We start from the raw sequence: 24,010 nt of genomic DNA, 5'->3' as shown, positions 1-24,010 counted from the left end.
TAATGTCGCCCCCGCCCTTAACACAGCACCGCCACCTCCATGACGAAACGATCCCTGGCCAGCCTCAGCGACGACCAACTGCGGGGCAAACGGGTGCTGGTGCGGGTCGATTTCAATGTGCCGCTCAATGAGGCCGGCGCCATCACCGATGACACCCGCATCCGTGCCGCCCTTCCCACCATCCGCGACCTCAGCGGCAAGGGGGCCCGGGTGATCCTGGCCGCCCACTTCGGCCGCCCCAAGGGCAAGGTGAACGAGAGCATGCGGCTGACGCCGGTGGCGGCCCGCCTGGCCGAGCTGCTCGGTCAGCCGGTGACCAAGACGGATGACTGCATCGGCGCCGAAGCGGAGGCTAAGGTGGGCGCCATGGCGGACGGCGATGTGCTGCTGCTGGAGAACGTGCGCTTCCACGCCGCCGAGGAGGCCAACGACGCGGCCTTCGCCGGCAGCCTCGCGGCCCTGGCCGATGTGTACGTCAACGACGCCTTCGGCGCGGCCCACCGTGCCCACGCCTCCACCGAGGGCGTGGCCCGCCTGCTGAGCCAGAGTGTGGCCGGCTATCTGATGGAGAAGGAGCTGCAGTACCTGCAGGGTGCTGTGGATGACCCGAAGCGTCCTCTGGCGGCGATCGTGGGCGGCTCGAAGGTGAGCAGCAAGATCGGCGTGCTCGAGGCCCTGATCGACAAGTGCGACAAGGTGCTGATCGGCGGCGGCATGATCTTCACCTTCTACAAGGCGCGCGGCCTGGCGGTGGGCAAGAGCCTCGTCGAGGAGGACAAGCTGGATCTGGCCCGCGAGCTGGAGGCCAAGGCCAAGGCCAAGGGTGTGGAGCTTCTGCTGCCCAGCGACGTGGTGCTGGCCGACAGCTTCTCGCCCGATGCGGCCAGCCAGGTGAGCGGCATCGACGCCATCCCCGACGGCTGGATGGGGCTGGACATCGGTCCCGACTCGGTGGCCCTGTTCCAGAAGGCCCTGGCCGACTGCAAGACGGTGATCTGGAACGGACCGATGGGTGTGTTCGAGTTCGACCGCTTCGCCAACGGCACCAACGCCATCGCCACCACCCTGGCGGAACTGAGCGGCAGCGGCTGCTGCACGATCATCGGCGGCGGCGACTCGGTGGCCGCTGTGGAGAAGGCGGGTCTGGCCGAGAAGATGAGCCACATCTCCACCGGCGGTGGGGCCAGCCTGGAGCTGCTGGAAGGCAAGGTGCTGCCCGGCGTCGCCGCGCTCGACGACGCCTGAGTCGCAGGCAGGGCCCCTCAGAGGCTCTCCGGACCGGGCCCGCCGCGGCGTCCCCGTCGGCCGGGCCCGGTTCGACCCTCACCCGATCGCTCCGGCAGCCCCAGGCGGCTGCGCACCGCGTTCATCCGTTCACGCCTGTCCAGGGCCAGGTCCCGCATCGCCTCGCCGGAGCTGCGGCGGCAGGCCTTCATGGCCTCGGGAGTCGCAGCATCCTGCACGCATCGCTGCGCGCTGTCGAGGATGCTGCGGCGCCGGTCATGGCTGTCGAGCACCCAGTCGCGGCGGGCCTCGAACAGGGCCTGCTTCTGCTCCTCCGTGAGGCTGGGGCGGCCGCCCCGCTCCTGCTGCGCCATCGCAGCGGGCGAGCAGGCCAGCGCCACCGCCATGGCGACGGGAGCGAGCCAGCTCCGTGGCTGAGGCGGCAAGTGGCGGATGTGGGGCATGGGACCAGCTGAAGGGTGCGTTCAGACCTCAGCTTGCGAGGCTGTTGCGCCTCCCCTCCAACTGAGCGCAGGCGCAGCCATGACCGGATCTGACCGCCTGCCGCTGGCGGGCTTCATCGGCCTCGGTGCCCTCGGAGCTCCAATGGCGCAGCGATGGCTGCAGGCCGGAGTGTCGCTGTGGGTGCACAACCGTTCCCGTGAGCGGGAGCGCCCCCTGGCGGTGGCCGGTGCCCGCCGCGCGGCAAATCCCGCCGAGCTGGCCGCCGGCTGCCGGCTGGTCGGCCTCTGCCTGAGCGACGACGCCGCGGTGGAGACCGTGTTGCAGCAGGCGCGGCCAGCTCTGCAGACCGGCAGCCTGGTGATCGACTTCTCCACCATCGCCCCTGCGACCAGCCGGCGGATGGCGGCGAGCCTGGAGCCACTCGGGGTGCACTACATCGATGCCCCCGTCACCGGCGGCACGGAGGGGGCCGCGGCGGGCACCCTGTCGGTGCTGGTCGGAGGCCGAGCCGAAGACCTGGAGCGGGCCCGACCGCTGCTGGAGATCGTGGGCGGGCGCATCAGCCACCTGGGACCGGTGGGGGCCGGCCAGGAGGCCAAGGCCGTGAACCAGGTGCTGGTGGCCGGCAGCTACGCCGCCGTGGCCGAAGCCATGGCCCTCGGCGAGCGGCTGGGTCTGCCGATGGAACAGGTGATCGCGGCCCTCTCCAGCGGCGCCGCCGGCTCCTGGGCCCTGGATCATCGGGCCAAGGGAATGCTGGCGCGCCGCTTTCCACTCGGCTTCCGGCTGACCCTCCACCACAAGGACCTTGGCATCGCCCTGGCGGCGGCCGGCGATCTGCCGCTGCCGGTGACCCGGCTGGTGGCCCGGCTGGAAGCGGAGCTCATCGCGGCCGGCCATGGCGACGAGGATGTCTCCGCGCTGATGCGGGGGATCGGGGGCGACGGCCCCGAGCGCGGCGGCGACGGTTCCGATCAGAGCTCGAGCCGATCGCGCTGATCCACCACGCGGACCCGCTTGCCCACGGTCACGATTCCCTCCGGGTGCACCAGCAGCGCCGCCCAGTTCTGATGGCCCTCCGTCAGGGGGGCACGCACGCTCTTGAACAATCCGCCTCCGCCCAGGGGACCGAGCTGAATCTCGGGCTGGTCCTGCTGCTGCCACTGGGCATCGGTGAGGGTCACCAGGCCACCGGCCACCAGGGCCCCGTCCAGCGGGGTCTCGAACACCACGTCGACGTCGTAGCGGGAGCCGGTGAGCACCGCATCCGGAATCCGCACGGACACCGGCGGCGGCGTGTCGCCGCTGCGCATCAGCGACTGCTCCTCGATCACCTCCTGCTCCAGCAGACGGCCGCCTTGGCTGCGGATGGCCAGCCGCTGGCTGGCCTGCATCCGGTAGCGGATCGGTCCGTCCTCACGCGTACCCCGCACCGACACCTTCAGGCTGTCGCGCCCGTCGGCCAGCGCCCCGCCAGGGGTGACCTGCCAGCGGGCCTCCGGGAAGCGCTTGAGGAACGCCCTCCGGCGCTCGAGCAGCGAGGCCTGACTGTCCGGGGAGGCGAGAAGGGCCTCCAGAGCGGTGTCGGAGGGGTCGTTCAGGGCCTGCTGGAGAGCCAGCGACAGGCGGGCGATCTCTGCCTGCGATTGCGTCGGGGCCGCCGCCAGGCCAGGCATCGACAGCGACGGCACACCGCCGAGGGCCACACCGAGCAGCAGAGCGGGCAGGAGGCGAGGCACAGGCAAGCCGCTGGGAACGAAAGGCGTAAGTTAGGCGCGCTCTGATTGCGTGCCGCAGCGTCGGCAACACCGGCAGGCTCATGGCCCGGCTTCTGATCGCCGCCAGCGGCACGGGCGGTCACCTGTTTCCCGCCCTCGCGGTCGCCGAGGCCCGCCCCGCCGACTGGGACTGCCAGTGGCTGGGGGTGCCGGACCGGTTGGAGACCAGCCTGGTGCCGGAGCGGTACCCGCTGCACACCATCTCCGTGGGGGGTCTGCAGGGCCGGGGCCTGCGCAAGCTGGTGCAGCTGCTGCGCCTGCTCGGCTCGGCGGTCACGGTGCGGCGGCTGATCCGCCGTCAGCGGATCGATGTGGTCTTCAGCACGGGCGGCTACATCGCCGCGCCCGCGATCCTGGCCGCCCGCTGGTGCGGCAAGCAGGTGGTGCTGCACGAATCCAATGCGATCCCCGGCCGGGTGACGCGGCTGCTGGGGCGCTTCTGTTCGCGCGTGGCGGTGGGCCTGCCCCAGGCCACCGAACGCCTGGAGACGGCCCGCCCGATCGTGACCGGCACACCGGTGCGGCGCGAGTTCCTGAGCGCCCATCCCCTGCCGGACTGGGTGCCGCCTGGTGAGGGTCCGCTGCTGCTGGTGATGGGCGGCAGCCAGGGAGCCGTGGGCCTGAACCGGATGGTGCGACCGCTGCTGCCGGGCCTGCTGGAGGCCGGCTGCCGGGTGGTGCATCTCACCGGCCCGGTGGACCCGGAGCGCGGCCGGCTCAGGCACCCCCTGCTGGCCGAGCGCGACTTCAGCGACGCCATACCGGCCCTGCTGCAGCACGCGGATCTGGCCGTGAGCCGGGCCGGCGCCGGCAGCCTGAGCGAGCTGGCCGTGTGCGGCACGCCCGCGATCCTGGTGCCCTTCCCGCAGGCGGCCGATCGCCATCAGGACGCCAACGCCGCCGCCGCCGCCGCCCTGGGAGCGGCCGTGATCGTCTGGCAGCACGCGGCCGAGGCTTCGGCTCTGGAGCAGGCCCTGCGCCATCTGCTGGCGAGCCGCCTCCCGGCATGGGCCGGTCGGGAGGGACACCGCGCCACAGCGGCCAGCGCGCAGTCAGACCAGGATCCCCTGGAGCGGATGCGGCAGGGCATGGCGGAGCTGGCCGTACGGGACGCCGATCAGCGCCTGGCCGACCTGCTGGCCGACCTGGTGGAAGCGGTCGCCTGACGCAGAGCCCGCAGCAGCCGGCGGTTGCCGGCCCGATCCTGCAGGCTCAGACGCAACCAGCTGGGCCCGAGCCCCGTGAAGGAGCGGCAGCTGCGCAGGAGCACCCGATGCTCCCGCTCGAGCCGGCCGCGCAGCGGCTCCAGCGACTGCGCCCCGCGGAGCAGCAGGAAATTGGCCGAGGTGGGGAGCGGCTCGAGGTCCGGCAACGCCGCCAGCTGCCGCTGCAGCCAGGGGCCTTCGCGGGCCACCCAGGCCTGCACCCGCCGGAGCCAGCGCCCGTCGGCCAGGGCCGGCTGGGCCACCGCCGCGGCCAGACCGTTCACGGGCCAGGGATCCCGCCAGCCCGCCCAGCGCTGCAACCGCGCGGGTGACGCCACCGCATAGCCCAGCCGCAGCCCCGGAACCGCCAGCAGCTTGGTGAGGCTGCGGATCACCACCAGATTCTCGTGCCCGGGCACCAGGGGCACCAGGGAGTGGGCCTCGCCGCCGGGCACCAGGGGCAGAAAGGCCTCGTCGCAGACCACCAGGGCATGGCGCTCGAGCAGTGGCAGCAGCGCTTCCCGCCGCCAGAGGGCGCCGGTGGGGTTGTGGGGGTTGCAGATCCACAGCACGGTGGCGGCCCCATCGGGCGGGGCGGCCCCATCACTGAGACGCTCCGGCGGCAGGGCCGCTCCGGGCATGGCGTTCCAGCGGCACGGGGCCGCACCCCAGCAGGCCAGAGCGCGGTCGTAATCCGCAAAGCCGGGCTGGGGCAGCAGGTTGAGCCCCGCCGCCGCCGCGTCTCGGGCGGCCCAGGTGAACAGCTCGGCGGCGCCGTTGCCGGGCAGCAGCATCTCGGGCGGCAGGCCGTGATGGGCCGCCAGCGCCGCTCGCAGAGCCGTGTGGCCACGGTCCGGGTAGGCCCGGAGGGCGGGCCCGCGCAGGGCGCGGTGCAGCGCGCGGCGCACGGAGGCCGGCGGCCCGAAGGGCACCAGGGAGGCGCTGGCATCGAGCAGCGCCTCCGGCCGGCAGCCCAGTGCCGCGGCCACCTGCCAGCGGTTGCCGCCGTGACGCAGGGGATCGGGGCTGTGCATGGCCGGGCCGGGCGTTGCCCCGTCAGGATGAGGATCAGAATGACCCGCACCGGGGATGGCTGAGCGGATCGCTCCCCTGCTGGAGCAGATCAACGGTGTGCTGCTGGGCAAGGAGCGGCCGGTGCGTCTGGCGGTGACCTGCCTGCTGGCGGGGGGCCATCTGTTGATCGAAGACCTGCCCGGCGTGGGCAAGACCACCCTCGCCGAGGCCCTGGCCCGCAGCTTCGGGCTCGCCTTCCAGCGGGTGCACTTCACCAGCGACCTGCTCCCCGCCGACCTCACCGGACTGCGCCTCTTCGATCAGGGCAAGGGGGCCTTCCGCTTCGAGCCGGGACCGGTGTTCAGCCAGGTGCTGCTGGCCGATGAGATCAACCGGGCCAGCCCCCGCACCCAGAGCGCCCTGCTGGAGGCCATGGCCAGCGGCCGCGTCAGCGTCGACGGCACCAGCCACGACCTGCCCCGGCCCTTCTTCGTGATCGCCACCCAGAACGGTCTGGACCAGGGCGGCACCTCGCCCCTGCCCGAATCCCAGCTCGATCGCTTCGAGATGCGCCTCAGCCTCGGCTTCCCGCCGCGCCGGGCCGAGCGGGAGCTGCTCAGCGGCCAGCAGCACGATCTGAACAGCCTCGGCGAACTGATTCCTGCCGGTGAACTGCGCAGCCTGCAGCAGCAGGTGGGCCGCCAGCACGCCTCGGAGACAGTGATCGACTACCTGCTGGATCTGGTGGCCGTGAGCCGCGAACGGGGCCGGGGCCATGCGCCGCTCTCCCCACGGGCCAGCCAGGCGCTGCTCCGCTGCGCCCGGGCCTGGTCGCTGCTGGAGGAACGGGCCTACGTGACCATCAACGACGTGCAGGAGGTGATGGAAGCGGTGTGCGAACACCGGCTCGATGGCGGTCGGCCCGAGGAGAACGGCGCCCACTGGAGCCCGAAGCTGCTGACCGCGGTGGATGGGCTCCGCTGATGGGGCTGATCGATCGCATCGAGCGGAGCTGGATTCGCCCCCGTCGCGGGCCGGCGTTGACGCTGGGCCGCCGCAATCTGTTCATTCTGCCGAGCCGCTTCGGCTGGCTCTGGCTGCTCACCTGCGTGGTGCTCTATCTGCTGGGGATCAATGGCGGCAGCAGCGGGCCCCTGCTGCTGGCCTACCTGGGGGTGGGGGTGTTCCTCCTGGTGATGCCCCTGACCCAGTTCACCCTTCAGGGTGTGCGCCTGGAAAGCGGCCGGCCGGAACCGGGCTTCGCGGATCAGACCCTGCTCTACCCGCTGGAGATCCACAGCCCCGAGAGCAGGGGGCCGGTGCGGATCCGCCTCACTCCCCCCCCGGGCCGGGCGCCGGCGGAACCGAGCGATACCCCGCTGGATCAGGACCTGATGCTGCCGGCAGGGCGCCTGGCTCTGGCGCTGCCGTGGAATCCGTCTCGCCGCGGCTGGCAGCGGCCGGGACGGCTCCGCATCGCCACCACGGCTCCCCTGGGCCTGTTCTATTGCTGGGGCGTCTGGGAGCCCGATGCCGCCCAGCTGGTGTATCCAGCCCGGCGGCATGGGCCAGTGCGGGAGCTCGGCCGGGAGGGAGCGACGCAGTCCGGCATGGCCGGCCGTGAGATGAGCAGCGGCAGCGAAGAGTTCACGGATCTGGCCCCCCACCGCCTGGAGGAAGGCCTGTCCCGCCTGGCCTGGAAGCAACTGGCCCGCAGCGGAGAGCGCTTCAGCAAACAGTTCGGCGATCCGTTGCCGCCGGCACCGCTTCTGGCCCCCGCATCGGAGCTGTCTCTGGAGAACGGACTCAAGGCGCTGAGCGACCGCATCTGGACGCTCAGTCACGGAGAAGGGGCCTATGGGCTGCAGCTGGGTGGGTCGCACCTGGCTCCATCCCGCGGCCGCGACCATCGCGACCGCTGTCTGCGGGCTCTGGCCCTCTGGGACGGTGGCCGATGAACCGGGCCCTGACCAACGCACCCGACGCCGCCAGCGGAGTGCGCCGCTGCCGCCGGCTGCAGCTGGTGACACTCGCAGCCCTCGCCCTGCAGCTGCTCGCCACGGCTCTCACCCCCCTCACCTGGGGGGGCTGGATGCTGCTTCTGCTGCTGGTGCTCAAGTGGCGTGAGAGCGGCAGGGCGCGCGACCTGCGCCATGGCGCTCTCGCCCAGATGGTGCTGGTGGGGGTGCTGGCGGTTCTGGAGCCGGGCCTGGCCACGAGCCTCCTGCAGGGAGCCACGGCCCTGCTGATCCTGCTGGGCCTGCTGGCGCTGGAAAGCGGCTCCGCACTGCGCTGGCGCCGGCTGCTGGCGCTCGCTCTGCGGCTCCTGGCCGGAACCCTGCCGTTGATGCTGCTGCTGTTCCTGTTCCTGCCGCGGATGGGGCCGCTCTGGTCGGTCCCGTTCGGGGGCATGGGCAGCACGGGCCTGTCGGCGCAGCTGGATCCCGGCTCGATCACCAATCTGGTGCAGGACCCCTCGCCAGCGCTGCGAATCGAACTGCTGCATGGTTCCGTGCCGCCGCCCAACCAGCGGTACTGGCGGGTGATGGCCCTTGATGGGTTCAACGGTCGCCGTTGGAGCCAGCGACGACCGTTGACCTCCTCCCAGCTGATGCAGATTCCCACCACCAACCGTGCCGGAGTGGTGGATCAGCTCTGGACCGTGGAGCCCTCACCCGTCCGCGAGCTCCCCTGGGGAGGCGTGGGGCGCCCGCTCACCCCTGGGGTGGCCGTGAACGGGAACGGTGAGCTGATCAGCCTGCGCCCGGGTCGCGAACGGCGTCGCTACGGCCTGAGCGGGACCTTCGATCCGGATGAACGTCCAGCCGGGAGCTGGTGGCGTGGCGTGCGACCGTCCGTGGCGGACCTGGCGGTGCCGCCCGGGAGCAATCCCCGTCTTGAGGCCCTTGGCAAGGAGTGGGGGCGGACCCTGCCACCAACCGAGCGGGTGGAGGCCGCCGCACGGCTGTTCCGCAGCGAACCCTTCCGCTACACGCTCAAACCACCACCACTTCCGGGGCAGGCTCCTCTTGACGCCTTCCTCTTCCGCACTCGTGCAGGGTTCTGCGAGCACTACGCCTCGGCGTTCACGGTGCTGATGCGCACGGCGGGCCTGCCGGCACGGGTTGTGGTTGGTTATCTGGGCGGGGAGTGGATCCCCGTCGCCGGTGGAACGACCGGCGTCATGGACGTGCGCCAGCGTGACGCCCATGCCTGGAGCGAGGTGTGGATCCCGCGGCAGGGCTGGACCCGAATCGACCCCACAGGCTTCGTGGCGCCCGAACGGGTGGAGCAGGGGCTGCAGGGTGCCCTGGCTGGCTCGAACGACCTGTCGCTGTTGCGCTTCACCCCCGGCTGGCTCCTGGGTGTGGAGCGGGGTTGGTGGAGGCTGGATGGCCTCTGGAGCCGCTGGGTCGTTCAGTTCGACGGCCAGAGCCAGGACGGCCTGCTGAACCGACTGCTGGGGGGATTCCGTTCCTGGCAGGGCGTGATCCTGGTGGCGGGCCTGGCCCTGAGCGCCACCCTGGCCGTGGCCTGGATCCGGGGCCTGGATCCGTCTGGAGGCAGCGATGGACCCCGACGGGATCTGGAGGGGCTGCTGGCACGCCTGCAACCGATCGGACTGCAGCCGGAACCGGGCGAAGGTCTGGAGCACTTCTGTCGCCGCAGCGCGAAGGAGCGGCCGGATCTGGCCCAGCCCCTGATGCTCCTGTCCAGGGATTACATGCGCCTGCGCTGCGCTCCGGGCGGCGTGAACCCGGCCAGCCGCAAACGCTGGCGGCGGAGCTGCCGGCAGATCGCCGCAGCCATGGATCATGCGCTGGCGAAGCGCGGCCATTCGTCGCCCACTGACTGATGAGAACGCGCCAAGGAGCGGGACCCGCTGTGCTCCGAATGAGACGACAGTCCTGCACGGGAGAGTGACATCTGCGCCAGTGGCGACGGCGACTGGCACGGGCCGAAAGCTCTTTCTACGGTTGGGGTCTACGGACGACATCCATGACGGAGACCATCGTGCTCGGCCTCGGCAATCAGGCGATTGAGCTACCCGGTTCCGCCGAGGGGGAACGACGGCGATACAACGTGGAAGGCGACCTCCCCACCCTGGAGCCGGGCGTTGGTGGCGGCAACGACACGATTGTCGGCGGCGCCGGCAACACCGATCGCCTGGTGGGTGACGCGAACATGCTCTATGCGCTGGGCGGCAATGATCGCCTCATCGCCAGGGGCCTGTACACCGAACTGATCGGCGATGCGCAATTTCTCAAACCCTTCGCTCGCGGCGGCAGCGATGTGATCGAGTCGGCCGCTGCAGCCGGAAGTCGCACCATGATCTTCGGTGATGCGGTGAATGCCTATGGCCGGGTGTTCGGCGGCAACGACACGATCGTGAGCGGTGCGAGCGACGATTTCATCTACGGCGACTTCCAATACCTCCTGGAGCCGGATCTGATCGGTGATCCCCTCACGTTCGAGATCTACCGGCAGCAGGTGCAGATCGACCCCACCGTGGCGCCGCAGGGCTTCACCTATGAGCCGGTGACCCTCGATCTGATCAACCAGACGAACGAACAGCTCGCCGGCGGGCCGCCACCTCAGCCGGGCCCGAACGATGTGTCGGTCACCATCGCCACGGAACGAGGCCTGATCGAGGCCTTCAATGCGGTGTATCAGGGCATTCCTGATGCGCTGAGTTATACCCCATTTGAAGGGGAAGATCCGACGATTGAGACGTTCACCAGTTTCGGACCTGTTTTTCTCCTCAACCCGGACGGAACACCCTCAGGTCGCATCGAAATCGACCCCACAACCGGCGCGCCGGTCCAGGCCAGCGCACCACAGTTCGATGCGGCTGGCAATTCCCTGTTTGATCCAGTCGTCACCACTCTGGAAACCAATCCTGGCAAGCCACCGGGGCCACCTCTCACCGAAGCGCTTCTGACTGAATTCGAATCATTGATTCAGTTCCCGGATTTCAACAACAGCACATCGCCCGCCAGCCTCACCTACGTGCTCCCCAACCCCAGCGCAGCGGATCCGCTCGCACCGGTGGGTGGCACCGATCTGTTCATCTACGACAGCTTTGATGAAGGGCGGGACGTGATCTTCGATTTCCGCCCCGATCAGGATGGCGATCGGGTGGTCTTCCAGAACGGGCTGCGCTTCGAGGAGCAGGGCAGCAGTTTCTTCGTCTACGGCAATGGGCGCGACACCCTGATCACCTTCGGCAACAGCTCGATCCTGCTCGCCGGTTTCACCGATCTGCGGGGCGAGCATCTGATCTTCCAGGATCCGCCTCCCCCTGGCGCCATCACCCCGGATGGAGGGTTCGAAGCGATCACCATCCTCTGAAGCCTCCTCCCATGGTGCAGGCAGGCCAGCACCATGTGGGGCCAGTGAACACTCCATCCCAGACACCTCTGGCAGTTGCAGTCAAGCTCCGTACACTGCGCCCAATTCAGGTGTGATCGCGGTGCGCCACCGTCTCTCAGGCTGGTCTGCTTCAAGTAGGGTGATAGCTCCCATCGCCCTCCCCGCCGCGTTGATTCTGGGGGGCGGTGCCGCCCATGCCGGGGGCAATGTCATGGACCTGGTGCAGCTGCTGGAAACTCGCTCCTGCCGGGGCTGCCGCCTGCAGGATGCCGATCTCACGCATGCCAATCTGCAGGACGCCCAGCTGGAGCAGGCTCGCCTGCAACGGGCCGATCTGGGCCGCGCCCAACTCGATGGGGCCAACCTCCAGGGCGCCGATCTGAGCTTCGCCACCTTGCGGCATGCCTCGCTGCGGGGAGCCGATCTGCGTGGTGCCACCCTCTCGGGAACGGATCTGATCGAAGCGGATCTCACCGGCGCGCTGCTCGATGAGAACGCCCTGAGCACGAGCCACTGGAAGGATGCCAAGGGCGTGCAGGCCGAAGCCAGCGATTACGCCTCGCTGCACAATGCCGGTGTGGAACACGCGCTCAAGGGCCGCTTTCCCGACGCCGAAGAGTATTTCAACAAGGCTCTGATCCGCAAACCCGATGCCGCCGTGACCTGGGTGGCCCGCGGCATCACCCGGGCCGAGCAGGCCAAACGGGAACTCGCCTCTCGTGATTTTGCCTATGCCGCTGAACTATTTGAACAGCAGGAGCAGCCTGAGCTGGCCAAGCAGATGCGGGAAGGAGCGGAACGAGTCAAGAAGGACCCGAAGAATCGGGGTGGCAACGGGTGGGGCAGCACAATGTTAAAGGGTGCTGGAGGTATGTTCCAGCAGATCCTGCCGTTGGCGGTGAAATACCTGGCACCTCTTGGGCTCTGAACAGCCGGGTTCAACCCATTCAGGGGCGCCGCTGAGACTGGTTATAGATCAGTTCGCGTGCGGGTGCTGTAGCAGGCCGGTACCCGTAGCCGTAGGTTCCACCGACATCATCGTTGATGACTCGTGGTGTCACCATAATGACCAATTCATTCCTCTGGCGATCGCCAGTGGACGCGCGAAAGAACTGGCCCACCAACGGGATATCACCAAGAACAGGCCATTTGCTCACAACCTGGCGGTCTGATTCAGAAATAACGCCAGTCAGAATGAGTGTTTGCCCATCACGCACTCGCACTGAGCCTGTGTCCAGGCGGCGGAAGTTTAGGATCTCAGTCTCGGGGCAGAAGGCGCCATTCTCAAATGTTTCCCCAGTTGTTGCCGAGATCTGAGGCGAAAGAGAAAAGGAAACGAATCCATTATCATCAATTTTCTGAACCCTGGCTCCAAGCACGAGACCTGCTGTGCTGTATTCAGCTTCACAGGAGATCGCTCCACCATCGGACTCGGACACGGTGACACTTGTAGGCACGTTATCGCCAACCCTCACGACAGCTTCGTTGGCAAATCTACGTCCAATCGGCTCATCAATGTTGAAAGCACTCAGCCCCTGGTCCCCATCCTCAGACACGGGTACCGGAACCGCGAATGATCTCGTTGGATTCAGAAAGAATGATGGTTGGGCTAGCAAGAACCTTAGTGTTCTCCGAAACAATCTGGGCTTGGAGGAAATCATAGAAGGCTTGATCGGGATAATTCAGGGCTGGGTTGCGGCGACGGCTGCTGACTCCCGTAGAGCTGGTGGAGTCGGTTCGAGAACCACTGGCGCTGCGTCGTGAAGTGGAGAGATCGCCACGAAGATCACTTCGGTTGCCAGAAGAGCTATTCCGAGCAAGACTCACCCTTTGGCCGGTACTACTGGAAAGAATTTCATTAATATTCTGAGCCAGAGATGAAGAGAAACCTTGAGAGCTGTTAGCCGTAGGAACAATGCGGTACTCTGTCAGCGTTTCAGTCAGCGTTGAGCCGTCCGGTTGGGTGATCGTGATATCACGGGTGACCTCCTGAAGAGAGGTTCCAGTATCACGCGAGAGGCTGTTATTGATGTCTTCAATCTGACTCTGAGATAGGGAGCGCCCGTTCTCGAAAGTGGCCGTAAGCGCGTCTGACACATCATTGGAGTTGAAGGATGTATCCGTATTCAGGCCCGAGAACTCACGAGATCCGCTGCTTTCGTCGAAACTTGATGTGGACGAGGACTCGGTCTCAAGCGGGGCGGAAGCAAAACTACCTTCATTAGCAGGCAGATTACGCCCGAAAGCAGCAAGAAGCCTCCCTTGATCGTTCACAATCAGGTTGTTGCCAAACCGCAAAGAGAAGCTGTTGTCAATATCATTCGTATTCTCCAAGCTGACATCAAGAATTTTCACAGACAGAGCCACCTGTCGCTCGCGCAAGTCGATCTGCTTCAGATAGCCCTCTGCTGCCTGAACAGTGGTGGGAGTCCCGACCAGGGTGATGGTTCCCAGTCGATCGTCAACGGTTCCCGTCATCCCCAGCAAGGGACCCTTGTTGCTGGAATAGGTGGTGATGGTGGTGCGCGTCGCCGTCTCTGTGGAGACATTGCCCACCGTGGTGCCTGCCGCACCACCACCACCACCACCACCGGCTGTGGTGGTTTCACCGGTGCTCTGGGTCTGAGTGATCTGCTCAGGTACAAAGATCTCAGCACCCAGGCTGGCCAGATACTGAGCCGCGCTCTGGGGGGTGGCCTGATTGAGCCGATACACCTTGGAGAGCTGGGGTCCGAAACCGGCCTGCGCAACCACCTGGGGGCCTGCGAAAATCGTGCTTCCTTGTACTTTCGCCTGAATTCGCGATGCCATCAGAACGGCATTCACAGCCGTGCTGTACGACTCATTGTTGAACAGCATCGTCACCGGCCGCGGATCCTCATTCAGCGTCTGAGTCCGGGTCACACCATCCGCCCCGCGGATGAGCTCCTCCTCATCCCGTAGGTTGTCGGCCCGGTCATCCACATACACGAAGCCGTAGCCCCCCACACGGGCCAGGGAGAGCATGGCCTCCTTCACCGGGGTGTTTCGGAAGTTCAGGGTCACCGGCGGACCCTGCAGGCTCACGTAGCCCTGGTTGCGCATCACCATGGTGCCCACGGCCATGTCGCCCAGGGGCGGTGCCACGGCCCTCGGCTGCAGTGGCGGCACATAACTGGCCTGGGGAACTCGCCCGGGCCGATTCAGATTCAGGCGTGTGGTCTGCGTGAGGCCAGTCGGGGAAGCCGGGAAGCTGAGCACCAGGTTCTGCCCATCGGCACTCAGCACCGGCGGACTGAGGGTGCGCCCCGCGACCGATTCCACCCGCAGCAGGTAATCGCGACCGGAGCCGGTGAGGCTGATCGATTTCAGGCCTTCCGAAGGCAGCCCCGTCTGCTGGGGACCGAGACGCAGGGCATTGGCCGCCTCCAGGGAGATGCGGGCTTCCCAGGAGTCACTGCTGGAGGTCTGTTGCAGGGCGGGAGCGGGGCCGGTGTTTTCCAGCACCACCTCCACCACATCCGGCTGACGGCGCACCTTCAGCTCCAGTGAACCGGAACTCTGGGCCTGGGCGGGAGCCAGGAGAGGGGAAAAGGGCGCTCCTGAGGCCGAGGAGACGAGGAGCCCGCCCACCAGAACAGAACGCAGCAGGCGGCAGCTCAACACCCTGCTCCCCGGAAACTGGGCGGATGGTATCGGGCGCAGGGCGGGTAGGCCAGGCGGCACGGACCAGTCGGCGCACCTCACCCATCCGACTCATCGGCCTCGTCCGCACTCGCGTCGGCCTCCTCCGAAGCAGCCACGCCGGGCTGAGTCTGACCTTCTGGCTCGGATGGAGCCCTGTCGTAGAAGCTCAGCAGAAGCTTGAGTTCGGTCATGCCGCTCAGCTCCGCACCGATGCGCTGGTTCGCCTCATCGACGGAGAGCGCCTCCAACATCAGATCGCTCTGCACCACCAGCAGGCTGAGCCGCTCCATGGCCCGCATGAATCGGAGCAGCGCCGGTGCGTCTGCCCACGCCCGCAGCAGCACGGTTCGTCGCTCGTAGCCCTGGGGAGCGAGGGGATCCTTCTCACGGGAAGGGGGCGGCGCGTCATCAGGGGCCTCACTGCGGCCCGGCTCCGGTTCCGGGGCCGGCTCCTCGCCGGCCAGAGGCTCGAAGAAGGCCAGGGTCACGCCCGTGCGGGCCGCTTCCGCGCTGAGCTGCGCCAGGAAGGTGCGGATGTCGCCGCTGCCAGCGATCACATCCAGCAGCAGCCCCTGTTGTTCCCTCGCTTGTTCGAGCTGTTCACGACTGAGCAGGACCTCGCGCTCCACATTCGGCAGATCCCTCTCCATCTGCTTCAGCTCACGCAACCGATCGCCCCGCCGAGCCATCTCAGCCCACTGGGGCAGCAGCTCCAGGGAGAGGACAGCACCGGCGAGCAGCAGACCCAGAACAATCGGCGCCGCCACTCCGAAGCGGCCGGGAGTGATGATCCGGGACAGCTGGGAAGGGGGTGACTGGAGGTTGGTCATGGCAGCAGGCCGATCTCACTGAGCACGGCCCGTCGCCTTGCCATTCCGTCTGCATCAAGCTCGCGCAACTCTTCGATCGAAGGGATGTAATCGAGCTTGAGAGGAGCCTTCAGGCTGAAGGTCACTTCATTGACAATCGGACTTCCCTCTGGGGGGTCGGGCAGGGGAACGCGCTCCACCTTCTCAATGGCGACCTGCTCTGCCCGAACATCAGGCAGATCGGCCAGCGCCAGCTCGAGCACATTGATGCGGCCGAAAGCATCGGGATCGTTGGCACGGCCCTCAAAGGTCAGAGCCTCATCAATCTCCTGAACAGTCAAGAACTGAACTCCTCTGGGCGCGACGCGGGTCAGTTGGGCCAGCAGCGCGGAACCCGACCGCACTTCCACCAGAGCCCGGGCCAGCCCCTCGCTGCTGGCTCGTAGGCCATCGGTTTGCTCTCGCGTGCGGTTCAGTTCGCCCCGGGCCCGCTTCAGCCGCGCCTCCACAGGGGCCAGATCTTCAACCTGCCAGAAGAGAAGAGCATTGCGGACTCGAAGGCCTCCGGCCGCCATCACCAGCGCCAGAAGACCGACCCCGGCAATCACGCTCCCCTTGATCAGGTTGACGACAAAGCTGCCTTGATCCCTGGGAGCATCAGGCAGGCCCAGTTCGCGTCTGGGCTCCTGGAGCAGGTCTGAAGAACGCCGGGTCATGGACGGGCCTCCTTGGCCATCAGGCCGGCCAGCCGAAGCAGCAGCGGGGCCTGCTCAGGATGTTTCCAGGCCGGATCCGGAATGGCCTCATGGCTCTCAACACGGTCCTCGTCCTCCTCAGGGTCGGCCATCCCCTCCGCGAGCAGACCCGGCCAGTCCCGCTCCGGGGTCCATGGCCACACACTCCAGTCGGGGTGGCGCTGTCTGAGTTCATCCTGCAGCGCCTCGTCTTCGGCCAGGGTGCCGACGAGGCACCAAGTCGTGTCCGGAGAGAGGCGGCGATAGCGCTGAAACCTCCGCACCCGCTCCTCCAGGTCATCCACAAAGGTGAGGCGCTCGCCGGCAGCATCGGCGTCATAGCCGGTGATGACCTGCTCAAACTCCGGCAGCCGACGCTGGAACAACGTGAGGCGATGATCACGACCTTCCGGCACCAGCAGGGCCAGGAGGGCTGAGGGGCGCACGTCGGCCGTCTCATCGAGAGCGGTGAACACGGCACGCCACTGGCACATCTGCGGAGACTCCACTCGTCTCAGCGGCAGATCCGCGAAGTTGGCCACCTCGACCCAGGCGGTCACGAGGTCGCGGGGAGCCGACACCATCAACGAGCAGGGAGCGGCTGAGGCGGAGGCCGGCTCCACATCCTCCGCGGCGATGTACACAGTCTCGATGGGATCGGGAAGAGGCAGGTCGGCCATGCGTTCCCGCAGATCATCGATGGGATCCTCCGGCACGCCCCCCTCCCCCCACTCCAGAAGCCGCCAGCGACAGCTGTTCTCCGCCAGGACCACCGAAAGGATCCCCCCCACCACGCTCTGATCCAGCAGCCAGTCGCTGAGAAGGTCTCCCAGTGCCTCCTTCTGCATTGGAACCCCCTCCTTGCAGGCACCCTTGGGGATCGGCAGCGACCAGAAGCGGGAGGCCGGGCCCTCGCTGCCCCGCTCCACTCTCATCAGCAGCAGGCATTCATCACTGATGGCCAGGTACACGATCTGGGGGATCAACCAGGCCCGCAGCCCTGCCAGACGTTCGGTGATCCCCGCAGTGAGGCCTGAGAACACCGAAACGCACCCGCGAAGCCGGCCAAGGGTACCGGTGTTTCACGCCCAGGGAACCCCGCTGCCGACCGCCTCCCTGAGGGTGGAGAAGCCGTGGCGATCCAGCTGCCGCTGCAGCCCCTCGAGGATGGCGGGCACGAGCGCCGGTCCCTCGTAGATCCAGCCCGTGTAGAGCTGCACCAGGGAGGCGCCGGCCGTGATGCGCTCCCAGGCGGCCTCGGCCGAATCGATGCCGCCCACACCGATCAGGGGCAGGGCCGGACCGGCGGCCGCCCGTAGCCGCCGCAGCACCTGCAGCGCCCGCGGGCGCAGGGGCGCACCGCTCAGCCCGCCGGCCTCCTCGGCCAGGGTGCGGCCGGTCTGGGGCAGGCGGCGCGACTCCAGGCCGAGTCGGTCCAGGCTCGTGTTCACCGCGATCACCCCCGCCAGGCCCTCCTCGAAGGCCAGCCGGGCGATCGTGTCGATGGCGTCGTCCTCCAGGTCGGGGGCGATCTTCACCAGCAGGGGCGGGCAGGCGGGCAACCGCCGCAGGCGCTCCACCAGCCGGCGCAACTGCCCCACCTGCTGCAGATCGCGCAGGCCTGGCGTGTTGGGCGAGCTGACGTTGATCACGGCGTAATCCGCCAGCGGAGACAGCAGCTCCAGCGAGGCGGCGTAATCCTCCGGAGCCCGGTCGAGGTCGGTGACGCGCGACTTGCCGAAGTTGAGGCCAAGCACAGCCGGCCGCTGCGACGGCGGCGGCAGGCGCTGCCGTTGGAGATTGCGCCGCACCCGTTCGGCGCCGCCATTGTTGAATCCCATCCGGTTCAGGGCCGCCCGTTCAGCCGCCAGCCGGAACAGGCGCGGCCTGGGATTGCCGGGCTGGGGATGCCAGGTCACCGTTCCCAGTTCGGCGAAGCCGAAGCCGAAGGCATGCCAGAGGCCGGCCGCCACGCCGTTCTTGTCGAATCCGGCCGCCAGGCCCACCGGATTGGCGAAGCGGCAGCCGAAGAGGGTCTGCTCCAGCCGCAGATCCCGCCGCTGCAGCTCGGCGCTCAGGCCACTCACCACGTCGGCCACCACGGGCCAGTCACGCCGCAGGCTGGCCTGTGCCAGCGCCATCAGGGTCAGCTGACTGAGCTGTTCGGCGTCGGCACCGACATCGCGGCTGAGCAGGGGACCCACCCAGCGGCGGTAGAGAGCCCGCGTTGAGAGGGGGCCATCGCTGGGAGCGGGAGCGTCGGAGGCATCCGTCATGGCAGGGGCGGCATCAAGCCCGTCCGTCCGATCCTGACGCGCAGCGCTCCAGGCGCCAGCCGCTTCCGTCCTGCGGGTGCACCTCCCAGTCGCGCCAGCGCCATGGCCCGCTGCGCTGCTCCAGCTGCCGCATCGGCTGCTCCACCAGCTGGGCCAGCTCCGCGGTGGTGAGGCTGTAGCCACCCCGGGCCAGACGATCGGCGAGTTCGAGCCGCCCCAGCAGGGCCACCAGCGCGGGCGGGGCGGGATCGGCCTGCGGCTGAACGGAGGGCTCCGGGGCGGCGGGCGCGGAGGGCCCGTTGGCCAGGCGCGGCGATCGGCCCTGGGAGAAGGCCACGGCGATCGCATCGACCCGGTCGTTGTCGGGATCGCCGCTGTGCCCCTTCACGTAGCGCAGCGGCACATCCGCCAGGCGTGCGGCATCCAGGGCCTCCCAGAGGTCGCGGTTGAGCACCGGCTTGCGGGCGGCAGTGACCCAGCCCTTGCGCTTCCAGTTGGGCAGCCAGCGCGTGAGGCCGTCGATCACGTATTTGCTGTCGGTCCGGATCGCCAGATCCGGGTGCCGCGGCAGGTCCGCCAGGGCTTCGTAGAGCCGCAGGGTCGCTTCCAGCTCCATCCGGTTGTTGGTGGTGCGCTCGGCGGCGCCTCCCAGCTCCCGCTCCGTTCCATCCTCGAAGCGCAGCAGAGCGCCCCAACCCCCGGGACCGGGATTGCCGCTGCAGGCGCCGTCGCTGGCGGCGGCCACCACCCGGGGTTGCTGCTGTGCCTGCTTCGCCATTGGCCGGAGCGCCCCGATCCGCTACAACACGGGTCCTGTCATAAGGCTGCGGAGGAACGGTCATGGCGCTGTCGATTCAGGCGGGCCGACGTCGGTGGCGATCCGCCCTCGCCGTCGGGGCTCTGGGCCTCGCCTCCGTGGCCACGATCCGGCATCAGGCCCGGGCGGCCGCGGTGTTCGATGGGCAGCCCGTTCAGTCGGACCGGTTCACCGTGCTGGCCCGCCCGCTCAGCCAGGGCCAGTGGACCCTGCTGGTGCTGGAGCAGCTCAAAGCCCGTCCCGCCTGCTGGAGCCAGCGGCCGGACGGCCTTGTGGACCCGAGCCTGAACCGGTTCGACTTCAAGGGCATCTGCAGCCGCTACCTCGACAGCAACGCCTACTCCCTGCGCCTGGGCGACGAGGACCTCGGCAGCCGCTACCGCCTCAAGCTGGTGGCCGGCCCTCGGGAGCTGGAGCTGCGGGCCATGAGCCCCAGCCAGAGCGAAACCATCCTGGTGGCCAGGGCTCCGCGCCCGGCCACCCCCGACAAGGACGCCTTCGTTCAGCTCGAGCTTGAGCCCGAGTGGGCCCTTGAGCGCCGCAGCTACCAGGGCAAGGCGCTGGGCCACCTCTACTTCGCCCACGATGAGGCCCTGCCGGTGCTTCTCTCCCGCGCGAGCGGTAGCCGGCCGGGCGGCGCCACCGGCCTCGCGGCCCCGGGCCCCGTTCAGCTGACCTCCGGCCTGCGGACGACGAGGCTCTCCGGTGCGGCACGGCGCAGCGGACCGATCGCGCTCGAGGTGATCCCCTACCGCCGCTGAACTGGCACGTGCCAGTCGCGGCAGTGCCCCGCCGACGGTGCACAGCCTGGTTGCAGTTCTTACTGTCTGTGCGTGTGAGGAGTGCGGAACGCCCTTCGGGGTCGAAACGAGGACAGACTCCCGCAATCGTTCCTCACCAAAGCCCTGCCCGTTGGCGGGGCTTTTTTCTTGCCCGCGAAGGCCATGAAAAAAGCGGCCCCGCAGGGCCGCAGCATCAGGAGAAACGACGGGTCACTTGACGGTGACCTTGCCGCCCACCTCTTCGATGGACTTCTTGAGGGCTTCGGCCTCGTCCTTGGCGATGCCCTCCTTGATGGCCTTGGGAGCAGCCTCCACAAGGGCCTTGGCATCTCCGAGACCCAGGCCGGTGGCTTCGCGCACCGCCTTGAGGACCTTGATCTTGGCGGAGGCATCGAAGCCCTCCAGGATCACGTCGAACTCGGTCTTCTCCTCTTCCGGTTCAGCGGCACCGCCGCCGGCACCGGGGGCAGCCATCACCACCGCACCGGCGGAGGCAGCGGCGGAGACCCCGAAGGCCTCCTCGATCTGCTTGACCAGCTCGGAGGCTTCAAGCAGGGACAGGGTTTTGAGAGATTCGAGAATCTCGTCGGTCTTGGTGGACATGATGAATGGAACTCAGCAACAGAGTCGGTGGGACAGAAAAACCGCGGCTTCCCGGTGTGGGGGTGAGCGCGGGTGATGTCATTCGGCGTCGCCTTCGGCGTGCTGGCGCAGCGCCCGGGCCAGACCGGAGGGAACTTCGTTGATGCCGACCGCCACCTTGGTGGCCACGGCATTGATCGCACCGGCGATCTGGGCCATGAGCACCTCCTTGGTGGGGAGGTCGCCGATGGCTTTGATCTCGTCCTGAGAGAGCAGCTTGCCTTCAAACAGGCCGCCCTTGGTCTCGGATTTCTTGGTGTCCTTCTGGAAGGCCTGAACGGCCTTCACAGCAGCACCCACATCGCCCTTGACCAGGACGAAGGCGTTTGTGCCGCTCAGAAGCGGATCGAGGTTCGCCCAGGCACTGTCACCGTCGATGGCACGGCGCATCAGGGTGTTCTTGGTCACCTTGCAGACGCCGTTGCTGGCCCGCAGACGATCCCGCAGGTCAGACATCTCCTTGACGGTCAGGCCCTGATAGTCCAGGACCAGTGCCAGTTCGGTCTCACCGAGGAGGCCTTTCAGCTCCTCGACAATCTGTTGCTTGCTCTCCAGCGTGCGGCCCATGGGTGTGGATCGATCAGGGGGGAACAAGCTGGACGCGACCCGAACGCTTCCCGGACCTCAGGGGTCAGGGAAGGAGGAGGTCGCCTCGCCAGCCTCCCCCGCGGGTCGCGGGAGGGCGGATCAAACGTCAACCTCGGCAGGGCTTACGGCGAGTGTCCGGTGAAGGACGCTTCGTCACCTGCTGTCTACGGTCGGGACCGTGCCCACTGGCTGAATGAAGCCAGTCCACGATCTTACAGATCGGTGGGCAGCGCCCCTGCCGTTGGGCAGCCCGACGCGGGCCGCCCCCGATCAGGCCTCCTGCTTGAGGTCCTGGAGCGCGGTCACATCCACGGCCACGGAGGGGCCCATGGTGGAGGTGACGTACAGGCTCTTCCAGTAGCGCCCCTTGGCACCGCTGGGCTTGTTACGGTCGATCGTCTCCTGCAGAGCCTTCAGGTTCTCCAGCAGGTCGTCGGCGCTGAAGCTGGCCTTGCCGAAGCGCACGTGCACGATGCCGGTGCGGTCCGCCCGGAATTCCAGCTTGCCGGCCTTGAACTCGGAGATCGCCCCAGCCAGGTCGGTGGTCACCGTGCCGGCCTTCGGGTTGGGCATCAGCCCCCGTGGGCCCAGCACCCGGCCCAGCCGGGCCACCTTGGGCATCATGTCGGGCGTGGCGATGAGCAGATCGAAGGCCATCTCGCCCTTGGCGATCGTCTCGATCAGCTCGTCATCGCCGGCGAGATCGGCACCGGCGCTCTTGGCCGCGGCCACGTTTTCGCCCCGCGCGATCACGGCGATGCGGATGCTCTGGCCGGTGCCCTTCGGCAGGGCCACCGTGGTGCGCAGTTGCTGGTCGGTGTATTTGGGATCGATGCCGAGGCGCGCATGGGCCTCGATCGTCTCGTCGAAGCGGGCCGTGGCGTTGGCCTTGACCAGTTCAAGGGCCTCGAGGGGGGCGTACTCACGGTCCTCCACCTTGCCGGTGAGGTCGCGCAGACGCTTGGAGAGTGTGGGCATGTCGGGAGCGGGGTGCGAATGACAGGGGCCGTCGGGCCGCTGTCTCCCCCGGAGGAAGGAATGGTTGGAATGGGTCGGCCCGGGGACCGATGCGGCCGAATCGCCTGAGGCGACGGGGCCGGAGGGATCAGTCGCTGACGGCGACGCCCATGTTGCGGGCGGTGCCCTCGATGATGCGCATGGCCGACTCGACGCTGCTGCAGTTGAGATCCGGAAGCTTGGTCTTGGCGATCTCCTCGAGCTGGGACCGGGTGATCGACCCGGCGGTGCCCTTGGCGGACTCGCCGGAGCCCTTCTCGATCCCTGCGGCCTTGGAGATCAGCACCGACGCGGGCGGGGTCTTGGTGATGAAGGTGAAGCTGCGGTCTTCGAAGACCGAGATCTCCACCGGGATCACGAATCCCGCCTTGTCCTGGGTGCGGGCGTTGTACTCCTTGCAGAACGCCATGATGTTGACGCCGTGCTGACCGAGGGCGGGGCCCACGGGCGGAGCGGGGTTGGCTTTGCCGGCCTGCAGGGCCAGCTTGATGACTGCGGTGACTTTCTTGGCCATTGACTGGTCAACGGGAACGGGTCGGCCACACCGCCGGATGGGCGGAGCGGCCGCTGGAGATCAGCCCTGTTTGCTGATCTGGGAGAACTCCAGTTCGACCGGTGTCTCCCGGCCGAAGATGGAGAGTAGGGCCTTGAGCTTGCTGCGCTCGCCCGAGACCTCGATCACCTCGCCGTGGAAGTCCTTGAAGGGACCGGCGGTGACGAGGATCTGATCGCCTTCTGTGAGATCGACCTTGACGACGGCCTTCTTCTCGGCGGCGCGGCGGAAGATCCGGTCCACCTCCTGGCGACTGAGGGGACGGGGCTTGATGTGACCCCGGGCGCGGCCGGTGGCGCGCCGGTCCTCCTGACCGACGAAATTGATGACGTTGGGCGTGCTGCGCACCGCCATCATCGTGTCCTCATCGAGCATCATCCGGACCAGCACATAGCCCGGGAAGACCTTCTCCTCGGTGGACTGGCGGCTGCCGTCCTTCTTGACCTTCACCGCCGGGGTCTGGGGAATCTCGATCTCCAGGATGCGATTGCTGACGCCGAGGGTGGCCGCCCGCTGCTCGAGGGTGGCCTTCACCTTCTTTTCGCAGCTGGAGGCCACCTGGACGGCATACCAGCGCGCCACGGCCGGACGCAGGGGGGCCGAAGGTTCAGCCACCTCGGTGGGCGGCGCCTCCGCCAGAGCCGCATCGGCGACGCTGCCGGCTTCGGTGCTCAGTTCGAGGTCGGACACGGATCGGGCAGGAGGATCAGGGACAGGGGGGGAGGTGGAGCAGCAGAGGGGCGAAGCGCGGGGGATTCAGCGGAACACCAGGCCGGCGCCCCAGCTGTAGAAGCGATCCACCGCCGCGATCGCCGCCGCGGAGAGGCTCACCATCAGGATCACCGCCACCGACTCGCTGAACAGCTGCTGGCGACTGGGCCAGACCACCATGCGCAGCTCGGCCATGGTCTTGGCCGCGAAGCTCTCGTCGGCGGCCGGGACCGGGGGTGCCCCCGGTGCGTCAGCGGCCGGAGCGGCGGACCGCGTCGGTTCGACCGTTGTGTCTTCGGGGGAAGCGGATGGGCTCACGGGACCTGGGGAATGCTCCGGCGGACCCGGAGAATCCC

The 24,010-nt window shown here is 67.9% G+C and carries 25 protein-coding genes; 9 read left to right on the top strand and 16 right to left on the bottom strand.

Annotated elements, in window-relative coordinates; translation table 11 throughout:
- Positions 1-39: 39 nt before the first annotated feature.
- On the top strand, positions 40-1,245 hold the full coding sequence (pgk, locus tag EVJ50_RS11840) for a phosphoglycerate kinase (protein WP_150884205.1): 1,206 nt from the start codon (positions 40-42) through the stop codon (positions 1,243-1,245).
- Between the two features lie 17 nt (positions 1,246-1,262).
- Here pgk and EVJ50_RS11835 read toward each other — a convergent pair whose 3' ends face one another.
- On the bottom strand, positions 1,263-1,688 hold the full coding sequence (locus EVJ50_RS11835; RefSeq protein ID WP_150884203.1) for a hypothetical protein: 426 nt from the start codon (positions 1,686-1,688) through the stop codon (positions 1,263-1,265).
- A gap of 79 nt (positions 1,689-1,767) precedes the next feature.
- On the opposite strand from EVJ50_RS11835, the gene EVJ50_RS11830 reads away from it, so the two are divergent.
- Positions 1,768-2,688 carry an NAD(P)-dependent oxidoreductase gene (locus EVJ50_RS11830; RefSeq protein WP_150884201.1) on the top strand — a complete coding sequence of 307 codons (921 nt, stop codon included), beginning with the start codon at positions 1,768-1,770 and terminating at the stop codon, positions 2,686-2,688.
- On the opposite strand, the gene EVJ50_RS11825 is transcribed toward EVJ50_RS11830, so the two are convergent.
- A complete protein-coding gene (locus EVJ50_RS11825; protein ID WP_225322924.1) occupies positions 2,664-3,428 on the bottom strand; it encodes a hypothetical protein in 765 nt (254 codons plus the stop codon). The two genes, EVJ50_RS11830 and EVJ50_RS11825, sit on opposite strands and share 25 nt — an antisense overlap.
- Positions 3,429-3,508: 80 nt before the next feature.
- On the opposite strand from EVJ50_RS11825, the gene EVJ50_RS11820 reads away from it, so the two are divergent.
- Positions 3,509-4,633 (top strand): glycosyltransferase, encoded by a 1,125-nt coding sequence (locus EVJ50_RS11820; RefSeq protein WP_150884199.1) that lies wholly within the window; start codon positions 3,509-3,511, stop codon positions 4,631-4,633.
- Here the strand turns inward: EVJ50_RS11820 and EVJ50_RS11815 are convergent.
- Positions 4,585-5,706 (bottom strand): histidinol-phosphate transaminase, encoded by a 1,122-nt coding sequence (locus EVJ50_RS11815; protein ID WP_150884197.1) that lies wholly within the window; start codon positions 5,704-5,706, stop codon positions 4,585-4,587. The genes EVJ50_RS11820 and EVJ50_RS11815 overlap by 49 nt on opposite strands.
- 55 nt (positions 5,707-5,761) lie before the next feature.
- Between EVJ50_RS11815 and EVJ50_RS11810 the strand changes: the two genes are divergently transcribed.
- The 5 genes from EVJ50_RS11810 (at position 5,762) to EVJ50_RS11790 (ending at position 11,987) form a co-directional block, all read left to right on the top strand.
- Positions 5,762-6,670 carry a MoxR family ATPase gene (locus EVJ50_RS11810; protein WP_150884195.1) on the top strand — a complete coding sequence of 303 codons (909 nt, stop codon included), beginning with the start codon at positions 5,762-5,764 and terminating at the stop codon, positions 6,668-6,670.
- Complete coding sequence (locus tag EVJ50_RS11805) at positions 6,670-7,644, top strand: hypothetical protein (protein ID WP_150884193.1); 975 nt, start codon at positions 6,670-6,672, stop codon at positions 7,642-7,644. Before EVJ50_RS11810 ends, EVJ50_RS11805 begins: the two co-directional genes overlap by 1 nt.
- Complete coding sequence (locus tag EVJ50_RS11800; RefSeq protein WP_150884191.1) at positions 7,641-9,542, top strand: transglutaminaseTgpA domain-containing protein; 1,902 nt, start codon at positions 7,641-7,643, stop codon at positions 9,540-9,542. Before EVJ50_RS11805 ends, EVJ50_RS11800 begins: the two co-directional genes overlap by 4 nt.
- A gap of 143 nt (positions 9,543-9,685) precedes the next feature.
- On the top strand, positions 9,686-11,038 hold the full coding sequence (locus tag EVJ50_RS11795; protein WP_150884189.1) for a calcium-binding protein: 1,353 nt from the start codon (positions 9,686-9,688) through the stop codon (positions 11,036-11,038).
- A 160-nt stretch (positions 11,039-11,198) separates the two neighbouring features.
- Positions 11,199-11,987 (top strand): pentapeptide repeat-containing protein, encoded by a 789-nt coding sequence (locus tag EVJ50_RS11790; protein ID WP_225322923.1) that lies wholly within the window; start codon positions 11,199-11,201, stop codon positions 11,985-11,987.
- Between the two features lie 19 nt (positions 11,988-12,006).
- On the opposite strand, the gene EVJ50_RS11785 is transcribed toward EVJ50_RS11790, so the two are convergent.
- From EVJ50_RS11785 to EVJ50_RS11755, 7 genes are all read right to left on the bottom strand, one after another.
- Positions 12,007-12,498, bottom strand: a complete 492-nt coding sequence (locus tag EVJ50_RS11785; protein WP_255452558.1) for a type II secretion system protein GspD — start codon at positions 12,496-12,498, stop codon at positions 12,007-12,009.
- Positions 12,499-12,607: 109 nt separating this feature from the next.
- Positions 12,608-14,701, bottom strand: a complete 2,094-nt coding sequence (locus EVJ50_RS11780; RefSeq protein ID WP_191964768.1) for a secretin N-terminal domain-containing protein — start codon at positions 14,699-14,701, stop codon at positions 12,608-12,610.
- A gap of 80 nt (positions 14,702-14,781) precedes the next feature.
- Positions 14,782-15,555: a hypothetical protein gene (locus EVJ50_RS11775; protein ID WP_150884183.1), complete on the bottom strand. Its 774-nt coding sequence runs from the start codon at positions 15,553-15,555 to the stop codon at positions 14,782-14,784.
- On the bottom strand, positions 15,552-16,043 hold the full coding sequence (locus EVJ50_RS11770; RefSeq protein ID WP_150884181.1) for a hypothetical protein: 492 nt from the start codon (positions 16,041-16,043) through the stop codon (positions 15,552-15,554). Before EVJ50_RS11770 ends, EVJ50_RS11775 begins: the two co-directional genes overlap by 4 nt.
- A gap of 203 nt (positions 16,044-16,246) precedes the next feature.
- Positions 16,247-17,311 carry a hypothetical protein gene (locus EVJ50_RS11765; protein ID WP_150884179.1) on the bottom strand — a complete coding sequence of 355 codons (1,065 nt, stop codon included), beginning with the start codon at positions 17,309-17,311 and terminating at the stop codon, positions 16,247-16,249.
- 39 nt (positions 17,312-17,350) lie between these two features.
- Positions 17,351-18,544, bottom strand: a complete 1,194-nt coding sequence (locus tag EVJ50_RS11760) for a quinone-dependent dihydroorotate dehydrogenase (protein ID WP_150884177.1) — start codon at positions 18,542-18,544, stop codon at positions 17,351-17,353.
- A 13-nt stretch (positions 18,545-18,557) separates the two neighbouring features.
- Positions 18,558-19,322: a ribonuclease H gene (locus EVJ50_RS11755; protein ID WP_150884175.1), complete on the bottom strand. Its 765-nt coding sequence runs from the start codon at positions 19,320-19,322 to the stop codon at positions 18,558-18,560.
- 62 nt (positions 19,323-19,384) lie between these two features.
- On the opposite strand from EVJ50_RS11755, the gene EVJ50_RS11750 reads away from it, so the two are divergent.
- Positions 19,385-20,122, top strand: a complete 738-nt coding sequence (locus tag EVJ50_RS11750) for a DUF3747 domain-containing protein (RefSeq protein ID WP_150884173.1) — start codon at positions 19,385-19,387, stop codon at positions 20,120-20,122.
- A gap of 231 nt (positions 20,123-20,353) precedes the next feature.
- Here the strand turns inward: EVJ50_RS11750 and rplL are convergent, their stop codons facing one another.
- From rplL to secE, 6 genes are all read right to left on the bottom strand, one after another.
- Positions 20,354-20,746, bottom strand: coding sequence for a 50S ribosomal protein L7/L12 (gene rplL, locus EVJ50_RS11745; protein ID WP_150884171.1), 393 nt, complete (start codon positions 20,744-20,746; stop codon positions 20,354-20,356).
- Positions 20,747-20,824: 78 nt separating this feature from the next.
- A complete protein-coding gene (rplJ, locus tag EVJ50_RS11740) occupies positions 20,825-21,352 on the bottom strand; it encodes a 50S ribosomal protein L10 (RefSeq protein WP_150884169.1) in 528 nt (175 codons plus the stop codon).
- A gap of 291 nt (positions 21,353-21,643) precedes the next feature.
- Entirely contained in the window at positions 21,644-22,351 is a 708-nt protein-coding gene (rplA, locus tag EVJ50_RS11735) for a 50S ribosomal protein L1 (protein WP_150884167.1), read from the bottom strand.
- A gap of 127 nt (positions 22,352-22,478) precedes the next feature.
- Positions 22,479-22,904 carry a 50S ribosomal protein L11 gene (gene rplK, locus EVJ50_RS11730; RefSeq protein WP_150884165.1) on the bottom strand — a complete coding sequence of 142 codons (426 nt, stop codon included), beginning with the start codon at positions 22,902-22,904 and terminating at the stop codon, positions 22,479-22,481.
- A gap of 60 nt (positions 22,905-22,964) precedes the next feature.
- Positions 22,965-23,582 carry a transcription termination/antitermination protein NusG gene (gene nusG / locus EVJ50_RS11725; RefSeq protein WP_225323203.1) on the bottom strand — a complete coding sequence of 206 codons (618 nt, stop codon included), beginning with the start codon at positions 23,580-23,582 and terminating at the stop codon, positions 22,965-22,967.
- Between the two features lie 117 nt (positions 23,583-23,699).
- The gene (gene secE, locus EVJ50_RS15120; protein ID WP_225322922.1) at positions 23,700-23,972 is read right to left on the bottom strand and encodes a preprotein translocase subunit SecE; all 273 of its coding nucleotides are present in this window, start codon (positions 23,970-23,972) and stop codon (positions 23,700-23,702) included.
- Positions 23,973-24,010 lie beyond the last annotated feature (38 nt).

The organism is Synechococcus sp. RSCCF101 (genome assembly GCF_008807075.1).
Lineage (GTDB): Bacteria > Cyanobacteriota > Cyanobacteriia > PCC-6307 > Cyanobiaceae > RSCCF101.
Note: the sequence above shows the minus strand (reverse complement) of the source record. Positions and strands in the feature narration are given on the sequence as shown.